10 protein-coding genes and 1 pseudogene are annotated in these 13,288 nt (G+C 72.6%); 3 read left to right on the forward strand and 8 right to left on the reverse strand.

Features of this window, described 5'->3' with window-relative positions:
• Nucleotides 1-219 (forward strand): hypothetical protein (locus FV230_RS16010; RefSeq protein WP_210248636.1); only part of this gene is annotated, 219 nt, incomplete at its 5' end.
• A gap of 12 nt (nt 220-231) precedes the next feature.
• On the opposite strand, the gene FV230_RS16015 is transcribed toward FV230_RS16010, so the two are convergent.
• The 3 genes from FV230_RS16015 to FV230_RS16025 are packed head-to-tail and all read right to left on the reverse strand — an operon-like array spanning nt 232 to nt 6,985.
• Nucleotides 232-1,140, reverse strand: coding sequence for a transglutaminase family protein (locus tag FV230_RS16015; RefSeq protein ID WP_147843103.1), 909 nt, complete (start codon nt 1,138-1,140; stop codon nt 232-234).
• On the reverse strand, nt 1,137-3,695 hold the full coding sequence (locus FV230_RS16020; RefSeq protein ID WP_147843104.1) for a circularly permuted type 2 ATP-grasp protein: 2,559 nt from the start codon (nt 3,693-3,695) through the stop codon (nt 1,137-1,139). Before FV230_RS16020 ends, FV230_RS16015 begins: the two co-directional genes overlap by 4 nt.
• Nucleotides 3,692-6,985: a transglutaminase family protein gene (locus FV230_RS16025; protein WP_147843105.1), complete on the reverse strand. Its 3,294-nt coding sequence runs from the start codon at nt 6,983-6,985 to the stop codon at nt 3,692-3,694. Before FV230_RS16025 ends, FV230_RS16020 begins: the two co-directional genes overlap by 4 nt.
• Nucleotides 6,986-7,264: 279 nt before the next feature.
• Between FV230_RS16025 and FV230_RS16030 the strand changes: the two genes are divergently transcribed.
• Nucleotides 7,265-8,452, forward strand: coding sequence for a putative zinc-binding peptidase (locus FV230_RS16030; protein ID WP_147843106.1), 1,188 nt, complete (start codon nt 7,265-7,267; stop codon nt 8,450-8,452).
• 15 nt (nt 8,453-8,467) lie between these two features.
• On the opposite strand, the gene FV230_RS16035 is transcribed toward FV230_RS16030, so the two are convergent.
• The 5 genes from FV230_RS16035 to FV230_RS16050 all read right to left on the reverse strand — a co-directional run bounded on the left by FV230_RS16035 (nt 8,468) and on the right by FV230_RS16050 (nt 12,811).
• Nucleotides 8,468-9,079, reverse strand: a complete 612-nt coding sequence (locus FV230_RS16035) for a pyridoxamine 5'-phosphate oxidase family protein (protein ID WP_147843107.1) — start codon at nt 9,077-9,079, stop codon at nt 8,468-8,470.
• A 72-nt stretch (nt 9,080-9,151) separates the two neighbouring features.
• Nucleotides 9,152-10,870: a lysine--tRNA ligase gene (locus FV230_RS16040; protein ID WP_147843108.1), complete on the reverse strand. Its 1,719-nt coding sequence runs from the start codon at nt 10,868-10,870 to the stop codon at nt 9,152-9,154.
• Between the two features lie 80 nt (nt 10,871-10,950).
• Complete coding sequence (locus tag FV230_RS16045; protein WP_246686370.1) at nt 10,951-11,463, reverse strand: hypothetical protein; 513 nt, start codon at nt 11,461-11,463, stop codon at nt 10,951-10,953.
• Nucleotides 11,460-11,672, reverse strand: coding sequence for a nucleotidyltransferase domain-containing protein (locus FV230_RS29740; RefSeq protein ID WP_187275520.1), 213 nt, complete (start codon nt 11,670-11,672; stop codon nt 11,460-11,462). Before FV230_RS29740 ends, FV230_RS16045 begins: the two co-directional genes overlap by 4 nt.
• 242 nt (nt 11,673-11,914) lie before the next feature.
• On the reverse strand, nt 11,915-12,811 hold the full coding sequence (locus FV230_RS16050; RefSeq protein ID WP_246694876.1) for a transporter substrate-binding domain-containing protein: 897 nt from the start codon (nt 12,809-12,811) through the stop codon (nt 11,915-11,917).
• 118 nt (nt 12,812-12,929) lie between these two features.
• Between FV230_RS16050 and FV230_RS16055 the strand changes: the two are divergent.
• A pseudogene (locus FV230_RS16055) lies at nt 12,930-13,288 on the forward strand (glycosyl transferase); the annotation flags it as partial.

Below are 13,288 nucleotides of genomic sequence, written 5' to 3' on the forward strand. Positions count from 1 at the left end.
CTGCGCCGCGCGGCGGGCCGGATGCCCGACGCCGTCTCCGGCAAGGCGGCCGCGGCAGTCGCGGGCATCGCCGCTCGGATGCGGGCCCTGTCGACGCATCCGCGGATCGGCGCCGCGGCCCTGCGGCTGCGCGCGCATCTCGCGACGATGGCCGACCTGCTGTCGTTCCGGCGCGACCCGCGGCAGCGCTTCACCCTGCAGCTCGATCCGGGCCGCTGATCGCGACCGCGCTCAGCCGACGAGGGCCAGCGCCCCGATTTCGTCCTGCTCGTCCTGCGGGATGACGTCGACCTCGACCTTGAGCTTCTGCTTGCCCGAGCCGCTGACGATGCCGTCGACGGGCGAGACGTCGCCGTAGTCGCGCCCGCGGGCGACGACGATGTGGTCGTCGCGAACCCCGATGCCGTTGGTCGGGTCGAGGCCGAGCCAGCCGTCGCCGCACCAGACCGCGACCCAGGCGTGGCTCGCATCCGCGCCGCGAAGCCGCGGCCGCCCGGCCGGCGGGATCGTGCGGAGATACCCGCTGACATAGGCCGCGGGCAGCCCGATGCCGCGAAGCCCGGCGATCATCACATGGGCGAAATCCTGGCAGACGCCGGCGCGCAGGGCGAAGGCCTCGGCCAGCGGCGTGTGCACGTCGGTGGCCTTCGCGTCGAAGCGGAAGTCGCTGCGGATGCGCGCCATCAGGTCGAAGGCGCCGCCGTAGGCGCTGCGCCCGGGCGAGAAGCTCGCCCGGGCGTAGTCGGTCACCGCCGGCAGCAGCGGCACCCGGGCGCTCGGGAACAGGAAGTGGACCGGCGCGTCGGCCCCGAGGTCGCGGGACGCGATCGCCGCCATCCGCGCCGCCTCCCAGCTGCGGCCGGATTCGGGCGCCGGCAGCGGCCCGCGCTCGACCCGCACCTTCGACAGCGCCTCGACCCGGAACCGGGTGTGCGGCGCGTCCAGGGTGATGCCGACGGTCTCGATGCCGAAATAGTCGCGCCGGATCACCGCGGTCGCCGGGCTCGGGTCGATCGTCACCGCGCTCTCGAGCACGCTCTGGCCCTCGCCGTCGGCGGGCTTCAGGCGCAGGGAGCAGCGCGCGAAGCTGACCGGCTTCGCATAGGTGTAGGTGGTGACGTGGCGCAGCGTGTAGATCACGCCAGGCCCGCCAGCTTCTCGGGCCGCAGGGCGTGCGGCCCGTTCGGGAAGTAGCGGCCGGCGATGGTGTCGGCGAGCCGCTCCAGGTCGTCCTCGATCCGCGCCAGGCCGACGCCGTCGAAGTCGGCGGCCTCGCCGCTGCGCAGGGTCGCCACGATCCGCGCGGCCAGCCGGCAATGCGGCTCGGGGATGCCGTCGGCCGAGAGCGCCGGCAGCTCGGCCAGGTGCCGGCCGATCGCCTCCGCCTGGAACGCGACGGAGCGCGGGTTGTAGGGGTCGAGGAGCACCATGTCGCGCACGGGGTCGAGGGCCACGCCCTGCATGTAGCGCGCGCCGTAGGTGACCTGCGAATCGGCGAGGGAGAGCAGGACGCCGAGGCAGTCGGCCCCGGCCTCGTCGTGGCCGAAGGCCAGCGTGAAGGCGCAGGTGTTGATCGCCCGCTCGATCCGCCGTCCGAGATCGACGAAGTGCCAGCCGGCGGCGCGGTTCATGTTCTCGTGCGTCAGGCCCGAGAGCGCCGCGATGTGGCTCAGCGCCCGCTCGGCCCGGCCGAGCAGCTGCGACTCGGTGAACGCCCGGGCGGTGTCCAGCGAGAGCAGGTCGATCAGGTCGGCGAGCACCCGCCACGCCTCGCCCGAGAGCCGGGCGCGCAGGGTCGCCGCGTTGGTGCGGGCCGAGATCACGTGGGCGCGGGCGGAGCCGTGGACCTCGCGCCCGACCAGGGCCTCCTGCGCCAGTGCCGCCGTCGGCATGTCGGCGGAGCTGGCCGCCCCCCATTCCTCCAAGAGCGCGCGGATGCGGAGCGCGGTCGGCGCCGCGGTGTCGCCGGAGATGTCGGTGACGACGGCGTCGCCGACGCTGCGCAGGTGCGCCAGCACGAGGCGGATCACCGCCTCGGCCCGCTCGACGTAGCGGCCGAACCAGAACAGGCCGTCGGCCGCCCGCGAGGGCAGGTGCCCGGAGATGCGCCGGACCCGCGGCGTGGCCTGCTGCCCGAGATGGCGCGTGTCGACCGGGTTCTCCGAGAGGATCCAGACGTCGGCCGAGCGGATGCCGAGGCGCATCTCGATCGGGTCGACGTTCTCGCGCTCCGAGACCCGGCAGAAGCCGCCGGGCATCACCCGCCATCCGTCGGGGGTGCGGGCGGCGAACACGCGCAGCGCGAAGGGGCGGGGGACGAGGTGCAGGCCCCGGTCGGTCCGCTCCCAGGCCGGCATGGTCGAGAGCGGCCCGAGGTCCTGGCCGACGAAGTCGAACGGCCGGTCGTGGAAGGCCGCGATCACCCGCTCGCGCTCGGCGGCCAGCGCCTGCGGCCCGAGGATCGCGTCGCGCCCCGCCCCGCGCTGCGGGGTGGCGGCCGGGCGCAGCGTCATCGCGTCGAGGTTGTCCCGAACGTGGGCGAGACCGGCCGGATCGCCGCACCACCACGCCGGCGGGCTCTTCAGCCTGAGGCCCTCGCCGAGGATGCGCTGCGCGATCCCTTCGAGATACGGGCTGAGGGCCGCCGACTCGACCACGCCGGAGCCCGGCATGTTGGCCATCACCAGGCTGCCGTTGCGCAAAGCCTCGATCACGCCGGGGATGCCGAGCCGCGAGGCCGGGTTGAGCTCCAGCGGATCGAGGAAGTCGCCGTCGATCCGGCGCCAGACCGCGTCGGCCCGCTTCAGGCCGGAGACGGTGCGCACGTGCAGGCACCCGTCCTGCATGACGAGGTCGTCGCCCTCGACCAGCATCAGCCCGAGATAGCGCGCGAGCGCCGCCTGCTCGACGTAGGTGCTGCTGTAGGGCCCCGAGGTCAGCAGGCAGATGCGCGGGTCCGAGCGCGCGGACCCGGCCGCCAGGCCTTCGCGGAACGCCTGGAAGAAGGCCGGGAAGCGCTCGACCTGCAGGCTCTCGAGCACGTCCGGGAAGGTGCGGCCGAGCACCATCCGGTTCTCCAGGGCGTAGCCGAGGCCGGAGGGCGCCTGCGTCCGGTCGGCCAGCACACGCCAGGCCCCGTCCGGCCCGCGGCCGATATCGGCGGCGTAGAGCTTGAGCCAGCGCCCGCCGGGAGGCGCGACCCCGTGCAGCGGGCGCAGGAACTCGGGACTGCCGGCGACCACGGCGGCCGGCAGGAGGCCGTCGGCGACGAGGTGGCCCGGCCCGTAGACGTCGGCGAGGACCGCCTCCATCAGCTCGGCCCGCTGGATCAGCCCGGCGCTCAAGGCGCGCCACTCGGCCGCCTCGATCACCAGCGGCAGCGAGCCCAACGGCCAGGCATGCTCGCGCTGGTCGCCGTAGATGCGGAACGAGATACCGGTGTCGCGGATGTGGCGCTCCGCCGAGACGAAGCGCGCCATGATCTCGGGCTCGCTCAGCCGCGCGAGCCGCTCGAGCAGCCGGGGCCACGCGCCGCGCGCGCGGCCGTCCGCGTCGAGATATTCGTCCGGCCGGCCGGGTTCGGGCCGATAGCCGTCGGCCCAGCGCGCGAGCCGGTCCGGCTCGTCCGCGGCGTCCGCGTCGGCCGGTGCGTGCCGTCCTGCCGTGACCTGTGCCGCCGCCAGCGTCGGGCTCATGTCGGCTTCGGCGTGCGCAGGTCGAGCGTGAGCGGGAATTCGGGGTTGGTCTCGGGCACCGGCATCGCGATCTTGCCCGGCGTATGGCCGTGGGCCTGGAAGCGGGCGAGGCGCCGCCCCTCCGCCTCGTAGGTGTTGACGGGATGCGTCTCGTAGTTGCGGCCGCCGGGGTGGGCGACGTGATAGCGGCAGCCGCCGAGCGCGCGCCCGCTCCAGCTGTCGAGGACGTCGAAGGTCAGCGGCGAGTGCGCGGGGATCGTTGGGTGCAGCGACGAGGCCGGCTGCCAGGCCTTGAACCGCAGGCCCGCGACCGCTTCGCCGCCGGTGCCGGTGCCGGTCATCGGCAGGCGCCGGCCGTTGCAGGCGATGACGTGGCGGCCGGGCACGAAGCCCTCGACCTTGACCTGCAGGCGCTCGACCGAGCTGTCGACGAAGCGGACGGTGCCGGCACTGGTCCCCTCCTCGCCCATCACGTGCCACGGTTCCAGCGCCTGACGCAGCTCGAGCTTCACGCCGCCGTGCTCGACCCGGCCGAAGACCGGGAAGCGGAACGCGGCCTGCGCCTCGAAGGCCGTGGGGTCGAAGTCGTAGCCCGCGGCCCGCAGATCCTCCAGCACGTCGAGGAAGTCGGCCCAGAGGAAATGCGGGAGCATGAAGCGATCGTGCAGGCCCGTGCCCCAGCGGACACAGCCGCCGACCTGCGGCTCGCGCCACAGCCACGCCACCAGCGCCCGCAGCAGCAATTGCTGCGCGAGGCTCATGCGCGGGTCCGGCGGCATCTCGAAGGCGCGGAACTCGAGCAGCCCGAGCCGCCCGGTCGGCCCGTCGGGCGAGTACAGCTTGTCGATGCAGATCTCGGACCGGTGGGTGTTGCCGGTGACGTCCACGAGGATGTTGCGGAACACCCGGTCGACGAGCCAGCGCGGGATGTTGGGCTCGTCCGGGCCCGGCACCTGCGCCAGGGCGATCTCCAGCTCGTAGAGGCCGTCGTGGCGGGCCTCGTCCATGCGCGGGGCCTGGCTCGTCGGGCCGATGTAGAGGCCGGAGAACAGGTACGAGAGCGCCGGGTGGCGCTGCCAGTACAGCACCAGGCTCTTCATGAGGTCGGGCCGGCGCAGGAACGGCGAGTCGTCGGGCGTGGCGCCGCCCATCACCACGTGGTTGCCGCCGCCCGTCCCGGTGTGGCGACCGTCCACCATGAACTTCTCGGCGCCCAGCCGGGTCTGGCGGGCGTCGGCGTAGAGGTCGGTGGTGATCGCCACCGCGTCGCGCCAGGAGGTCGCCGGGTGGACGTTGATCTCGATCACGCCCGGGTCGGGGGTGACCTTGATCACGTTGAGGCGCGGGTCGAAGGGGGGCTCGTAGCCCTCGACGTGGATCGCGAGCCCAAGCCCCGACGCGGCTTCCTCCAGGACGCCGATCAGCTCGAGGTACTCGTCGGCGCGCTGGGTCGGCGGCATGAACACCCGCAGCGTCCCGTCTCGCGGCTCGACGGCGAGCGCGGTCCGCACCGCGACGCCGGTGATGCCGCCGCCGTTGACCGTTCGCTTGCCGGTCCCTTCGCCGGTTCCTTCGTGGGCATGCCCCTCGGGCAGGGGCTCGCGCGGCTCCAGCGGGTCCTGCGGCTGGTAGTAGGGGTAATGCTCCGGCGGCACGTACGGGAGCGAGCCGAGCGGCAGGCGGAAGCCCAGCGGCGAGTCGCCGGGCACCAGGAACGCGTGGCCGCGGCGGAAATCCCAGGCCTCGGAGATCCAGACCCGGTCGGAATCGCCGTCCTTGCCGGTGGGCAGGCTCGCGAGCGGCAGCACGAAGCCGGCCGGGTTGCCGAGGCCCCGCTCGTAGACGCGGTGGATGCGCGAATCGAATTCCACCGAGCCGCTCTTGGCCTCCTGCGTCGTCACGTTGACGGGCAGCTCCGCGCGCTTCTCCTCCCAGTGCGCCGGGTCCTCGTAGGCCGGCATCACGTAGTCCTGCAGCCCGAAATGCCCGGCGACCGCATCGATCAGGCGACGCGCGGCGTCGGCGTCGGCCGTCTTCGGGCCGTCCTCCCGCGCGATCAGGTCGGCGTCGCGCCAGATCGGGCGGCCGTCGCGGCGCCAGTACAGGGCGAAGGCCCAGCGCGGCAGGCTCTCGCCCGGATACCACTTGCCCTGGCCGTAATGCAGCATGCCGCCCGGCGCGAAGCGGTCGCGCAGGCGGCGGATCAGCTTGTCGGCCAGCCCCCGCTTCGACGGGCCGACGGCGGCGATGTTCCATTCCGGCGCCTCGAAGTCGTCGATCGAGACGAAGGTCGGCTCGCCGCCCATGGTCAGGCGCACGTCCTGGGCGACGAGGTCGGCGTCGACCCGGTCGCCGAGGGCGTCCATGGCCGCCCAGACCGCGTCCGAGAACGGTTTGGTGATGCGCGGGCTCTCCTCCACGCGCGCCACGGTCATCTCGAAGCCGAACTCGACCTTGGCCGGCTCGGCGAGCCCCGAGATCGGCGCGGCCGAATGGTAGTGCGGGGTGGCGGCCAGCGGGATGTGCCCCTCCCCGCAGAGCAGGCCGGAGGTGGCGTCGAGCCCGATCCAGCCGGCGCCGGGCAGATAGACCTCGGCCCAGGCGTGCAGGTCGGTGAAGTCGGTCTTGGTGCCCTCGGGGCCGTCGACCGCGGTGGTGTCGGGCACGAGCTGGATCAGGTAGCCCGAGACGAAGCGGGCGGCGAAGCCGATGCGGCGCAGCACCTGGACGAGGAGCCAGGCCGAATCGCGGCAGGAGCCGCTCTTCAGGGTCAGGGTCTCGGCCGGCGTCTGAACGCCCGGCTCCATCCGGACGCCGTAGGCGACCTCGCGGCTGATCTGCGCGTTCAGCGCCACCAGGAACAGCACGGTGTTCGGCTCGGACGGCAGGCGCGCCAGGAAGCCGTCGATCTCAGGCCCCTGGGCGTCGTCGAGGACGCGGTAGGGCGCCAGCTCGGCGACGAGGTCGGGGGCGTAGGCGAACGGGCGGGCCTGCGCGTAGTCCTCGACGAAGAAGTCGAACGGGTTGATCACCGACATGTCGGCGGTGAGGTCGACCTCGATCTTCAGCTCGCTGGTCTTCTCCGGGAAGACCAGCCGGGCGAGCCAGTTCCCGTTCGGGTCCTGCTGCCAGTTCACGAAGTGGTTCTCCGGGGTCACCTTGAGGGTGTAGGAGGGGATCTTCGTGCGCGCATGCGGCGCCGGCCGCAGGCGAATCACCTGCGGCCCGAGCGCGATCGGCCGGTCGTAGGTGTAGTGCGTGACGTGGTGCAGGGCGGCTTTGATCGACACGGGCACTCTCGTCTGGGCGAAGCAGGTGGCGTCCGGATCGAATCCGGCGGTGCCCTCGTCTGCGCCTTATGCGGCAAAGGGGAGGGCGCAAGCAATTTCCATGCGGCGTCCGGCTCCGGGCGGCGCGCCGCGTCCTCCCCGTGCCGCGCCCCCCGGGAACTTTGCCGGGCAAGCCCGTTTGATGCGGCGAGGACGGTCCGCCCGGCGGCGGCCGCCGACGACTGCCGACGACGCCTTCGACGACAGGGTGCTTGCCCGCCTCGGGCGCCGGGACCCGCCATGAAGATCTTCCAGTGCCAAGCCTGCGACCAGCCGCTCACCTTCGAGAGCACGGCCTGCGACAGCTGCCAGCGGCGCCTCGGCTACGTCTGCGAGGTGCATGAGATCTCCGCGCTCGAGCCGTCGGTCCGCTCGGCCCATCCGGGCTCGGCCGATGCGCAGACCTTCCACGCCTACGCGCGGCCCGGCCAGCGCTACCGCTTCTGCGCCAACGCCCGGCACGCGGCCTGCAACTGGCTCGTGCCGGACGACGCGCCCGAGACGTTCTGCGTCACCTGCCGCCACAACCGCGTCGTCCCCGACCTGACGCTCGCCTGGAACCTGACCCGCTGGCGCCAGGTCGAGGCGGCCAAGCACCGGCTGTTCTACTCGCTGCTGCGCCTCGACCTGCCGCTGGCCACCCGTGCGCAATACACCGACGGGCTCGCCTTCGACTTCCTTGTCGACCCGTCCGAGAGCTTCCTGATCGGGCCGCCGGTGCTCACGGGTCACCTCAACGGCCTGATCAGCATGAACATCGCCGAGGCCGACGACGTCGAGCGCGAGCGGCGCCGGATCCGCTTCGGCGAGCACTACCGCACCCTGCTCGGGCATTTCCGCCACGAGATCGGGCATTACTTCTGGTACCTGCTGGTCCAGAACAGCCCGCACCTGTGGACGTTCCGCGATCTGTTCGGCGACGAGAGCCTGAACTACGTCGGCGCCCTGCAGAACCACTACGCCCACGGCGCGCCGGGCGATTGGGAGGAATCCTTCGTCTCGGCCTACGCCACGAGCCACCCGTGGGAGGATTTCGCCGAGACCTGGGCGCATTACCTGCACATCGTCGACACGGTGGAGACCGCCTCGACCTTCGCGCTCCAATTGCGGCCGCAGCTGCGCCGGGGCGGCAGCGAGCCGGTGGTGATCGACTTCGATCCCTATCGCACGCCCGACCTCGACAAGCTGATCGCGGCGTGGCTGCCGCTCACCTACGCGGTGAACTCGCTGTCCCGCAGCATGGGGCAGCCCGACCTCTACCCGTTCCGCCTGACGCCCGCCGTGATCGCCAAGCTCGCCTTCGTGCACGAGCGCATCTACGCGGTGCGCGGCGACATGAGCGCCAAGGCCGGCGCGGAGGCGGGCGCCGACATCCTGCGCGCGGTGATCGCGGGGTTGCGCCAGAAGGTGGCGGTGCCGAACGCGTGAGCGCGCCCGGCCGCCCTACCAGAGGGTGGCGGCCGCGCGTGCCAGCCAGGCCTCGTCGTAGGGACGGCCGCCGACCTCGCCCGCGCTCAGGGCGGCCAGGATCGTCCCCGGGCTCGGCAGCGTCCCCGCCTCGACGTGGCGGGCGGGATCCCACAGCTGCGCGCGGACGACGGCGCGGGCGCACTGGAAGTAGGCCTGCTCGACCGTGACCACGAGGGCGGTGCGCGGCGCCTGCCCGTCGACGGCGAAGCTTTCCAGAAGGGCCGGATCGGCCGAGACGACGGCCCGCCCGTTCACGCGGAAGGTCGTCCCCGAGCCGGGGATCAGGAACAGCAGGGCGACGCGCGGATCGCGCACCACGTTGCGCAGGCTGTCGATCCGGTTGTTGCCGCGGCGGTCGGGCAGCACCAGGGTGTGCGGGTCGACGACCCGGACGAAGCCCGGACCGTCGCCCCGCGGGCTGCAATCGAGCCCCTCCGGGCCGGCGGTGGCGAGGATCGCGAAGGGCGAGGCCGCGATCAGCGCGGCGTAGTGCGCGGTGATCCGCTCGCTCTCCTTCACCACGGAGGCCGGGGCGAGGTGGTCGCCGTAGATGGCCTCAAGCCCGGCGAGGTCCCGTACGATCATGCCCCTGCCCCCGAGCGCCCGATCCGATGGTGGTGCGTCACGCGCGGTGCGTGACGATCCCGCGAACGCCCGTCAGGCGGATTTCGCTGCGCGGCTCGCCGTGAACGCCGCGTGCTCGGCCAGCAGCTCGCCCGACAGCGCCTTGGCGATCAGCGCGCGGGTCTCCGCCACGCCGTAGAGCGCCACGAACGAGCCGAAGCGCGGGCCGCGGGCCTCGCCGAACAGCACGTTGTAGATCGTCGTGAACCACGCCTGCGACACGCCGGGCCGTCCGTCCGGGCTCTTGCCCTTGCCCGACAGGTCCGGGAAGTGCCGCCGCCCGACCTCGTAGACCACCGCCTGCAAGCCTTCCGGGTCGGTCGAGCCGTCGTGCTCGGAGAGCGACGCGGAGAGGTCGTCGAGGGCCGCGCGCTCCTCCGGGCTCGGCGCCCGGTAGCTCTTGGCCGGGCGCACGAAGTCGCGGAAGTAGGCCAGCGCGTGGCCGACGAGCCGGTCGAGGCCGGGATGGGTCTCGGGGCCGACGTCGGCGGCGTAGCGCCGGATGAAGCCCCAGAGCACGCCCGGCTCCTCGGCGTTGGCCACCGCCACGAGGTTGAGCAGCATCGCGAAGCTCACGCTGCCCTTGGACCCCCCTTGCGCACCCTCCCCGATCCGCTCCGGCGCGGGCGGGTTGCCGGCATGGATGTGCCAAACGGGGTTGCCCAGGCGCAGCTTGGCGTCCTGCGCGGCGTAGCGCTCGGAGAAGCTCAGCACCTCGTCGACGTGCCGCGGGATCACGTCGAAGAACAGCCGCTTGGCCTCGCGCGGCTTGTTGTACATGAACAGGCTCAGGCTCTCCGGCGTGCCGTAGGCGAGCCAGTCGTCGATGGTCAGCCCGTTGCCCTTCGACTTGGAGATCTTCTGGCCCTTCTCGTCGAGGAACAGCTCGTAGTTGAAGCCTTCCGGCGGCTCGCCCCCGAGCGCGCGGGCGATCTGCCCGGAGAGCTTCACCGAGTCGATCAGGTCCTTGCCGGCCATCTCGTAGTCGATGCCCAGCGCCACCCAGCGCATCGCCCAGTCGGGCTTCCACTGCAGCTTGGCGTGGCCGCCGGTGATCGGGGTCTCGTAGGCCTCGCCGGTCTTCGGGTCGCGCCAGGCGAGCGTTCCCCGGTCCGCGTGCACCGCGTCGACCACCACCTGCATCACCTCCCCGGTCACCGGGTGCAGCGGCAGGAACGGCGAATACGAGGCCGAGCGCTCGGCGCGCAGCGACGGCAGCATGATCGCCATCACCGCGTCGTAGCGCTCCGCGACCCGCATCAGGGCCGCGTCGAACACGCCGGAGCGGTAGCAGTCGGTGGCCGAGCGGAACTCGTAGTCGAAGCCGAAGGCGTCGAGGAAGCGGCGCAGCTCTGCGTTGTTGTGCGCGCCGAAGCTGTCATGCGTGCCGAACGGATCGGGCACCCGGGTCAGCGGCTGGTTGAGGTGCTGGGCCAGCATCGCGCGCTCGGGCACGTTGTCGGGCACCTTGCGCAGGCCGTCCATGTCGTCGGAGAACGCGATCAGCCGCGTCGGCACGGCGTCCTTCGTCAGCACCCGGAAGGCGTGGCGCACCATCGAGGTCCGCGCCACCTCGCCGAAGGTGCCGATATGCGGCAGCCCCGACGGCCCGTAGCCGGTCTCGAACAGCACCTCCGGCTTGGGCCGGCGCTCCAGCCGGGCCACGAGCTTGCGCGCCTCCTCGAACGGCCAGGCGGCGGCGGTGGCGGCGGCCTCGATCAGGTCGGGGTCGAGGTGGAGGGGCGCGGACATGGGCTGGGACGCTGGACTGTGACACGGGATCTTGCGGGTGCGGCACCCTAATGAGGTTTGCCGCGATGCGAAATCGACTTTTACGGCCGCTCGGCCGGGTCGTCGGCCCCCGATCCCGTCGGCCGGTTCTCCAACGTCCTGACGGCCTCGACGAGTTTCGGGAAGGTCGCTTGCATCAGCGCCCGGTTCTGCTCCGTCCGGCCGGCGTCGTGGTCGAACCCGTGATTGTGCCGCACGCGGTGCCGAAAGCCCTTCAGCTCCATCAGCGAAACGTAGAGCTCGTCGTCGAGCACGGCCGGACGCAGGCCGGGTATCTGCGCCCGCATCTGATCGAGCAGGTCCTGGTGCGAGGTGTCGCCGGTCGGTGCGGCCCCGTCGACGTCCTTGGCGATGCCGAGCAGCACGTCCTCGATGCCGTTGTCAGCGTTGTGAAGGGCGGCCGCGATCGCCGTGAGCCGCCCCCACGTCGTCCGCTGCTCCGGCGGGAGGGCGTCGTATCCGGCGAGGAACGCGTCGAGGTTCGCCAGCTCGCGGCCCGCGCGGTCGAGCTTCGGACCGAGCTTGGCGAAGGCGGGCAGTCGCGACGCGATCACGGGACCGCCTTCTCGAATGCATCCAGCTGCGACGGCGTGAGATCGCAGGCATAGATCAGGTCGTTTGGGATGCCGGTGCCGCGCATCACCGCAGCCACCGCCCGCTCGACGGCGGCGCGTTCGGCCGGATCGATCGGCCCGCGCACCAGGAGGTCGATGTCGGAATGCAGCCGGAAACGCCCGGTCGCCAGCGAGCCGATGAGGCTGATCGCGCGACCCTGTTGCCTCGACGTCGGACACGATCCGTGCCGCGAGGCCTCGCGCCGTCCGGTGACGGTCCGCGACGCGGGCGGCGAGGATGCGCTCGAACGGGCTCGGAGCCGTCATGGCCGCCGCACGCCGTTTGCGGGATCGCCCCTTTGCAGGACCGCCCCTTTGCAGGACCGCGCCGAGGATACCCGCAGGAACGCCTGCGGAAAAGGAGACGCGTCGGTCCCGGACGCAATGCGGATCAGAACGGGCTGACGGGGAAGAACCGCAGGTACAGCTCGGTGTACTTCCCGTCGTCCCACACCCGCTGCAGCGCGTCGTCCAGCGCGCGCGACAGGGCCGCGTCCTCGGGCCGGGTGATCAGGCCGATGCCCTCGCCGAAGTAGCGGTTCTCGAGGTAGTCGCCGCCGACGAGCGCGCAGCAATTGCCCGCCTCCAGGCCGCCGACCCAGAGGGCGAGGCCGAGCCCGTCGGCGAAGACGTAGTCGGCCTCGCCCCGCTTTACCGCGCCTTCCGCCGCGGCGAGGTCGGAAAACGGCTTCGCCTCGGCCTTGGGAAAGAACGCCTGGAGGTAGGCGGCGTGGGCGCTGCCGCCGACCACCGCCACCGACTTGCCCGCCAGCGCGCTCGCCGAGGGAGCCGGCAGGCCGCGGTCGACGCGGGCGGCGAAGCGCGCCGGCCACCGGAAATACGGGCGCGTCGCGGAGAACGTCGCCCGCAGCGTCGGCGTCAGCGGGATCGCGGCGGCGACGACGTCGCCCTGCTTGTCCGTCAGGCCGTCGAGGAGGGTGTCGAAGCGCCGGGCCTGCACGGTGCAGGTGATCGACAGCTTCTCGCAGACGGCGCGGGCCAGCTCCACCACGAAGCCCGTCGGGTTTCCGTCGGGGCCTGCGAAGTGCAGCGGCGGGAACTCGTCGTCGGTCAGGAAGCGCACGGCCCGGCCGGTCTGCGGCGCCTCGACCCGCTCGCCGCGGCTGCGCGGGTTCCAGAAGTTGGGCACCGTCACGGCGGCGGGCGCGGGGCTGCCGGCGGCGGGCTGGCCGGCACGCACCTGACCGGCACGATCCTGGGCGCCCGCCTGCGGCATCGTCGCGACGCAGAGGCCGATGGCTAAGATAATAGTCTTGATCGAGGACATCGTGCTTGCGCCGGGGCCGGGCGCACCTATGATCGCGGGGCGCCGACGGCGCGATGGGGAGGGGGTCCGGCTCACGCCCCCGCCTTAGCACGTCCCGGAGCCGACGGCAGCCGGCCCCGTGTCGTTCCTCCGTTTCCTGGGCCCGCCCCTCGGCGCACCGGGCCTGCCGCCGGAGATCGCGTTCCTGGCGGCCGAAGGCGTCGACGCGGCCTTGCTCCGCCGGGCCGCGGCGCTGGCCGAGGCGAGCGGCACCGATGCGGCGACCGCGCTGCTGCGGGCCGGGCTGATGGACGAGGAGCCGTATTACCGGGCGCTCGCCCGCGCGCTCGACGCGGCGTATCTCGACGGGCCGATCCCGCTCGGCATGGGCGCGCGCTTTCCCGACAGCCTCTCGCTCGGCATGGCGCCCCTGGTCCTCGGGGCCTCCGCCCCGGCGGTGCTGGCGCCGCGCGGGCGGCAGATCGCCGAGCTGCTCGC

Origin of the sequence: Methylobacterium sp. WL6, from assembly GCF_008040095.1 — a bacterium.
Classification (GTDB): Bacteria; Pseudomonadota; Alphaproteobacteria; order Rhizobiales; family Beijerinckiaceae; genus Methylobacterium.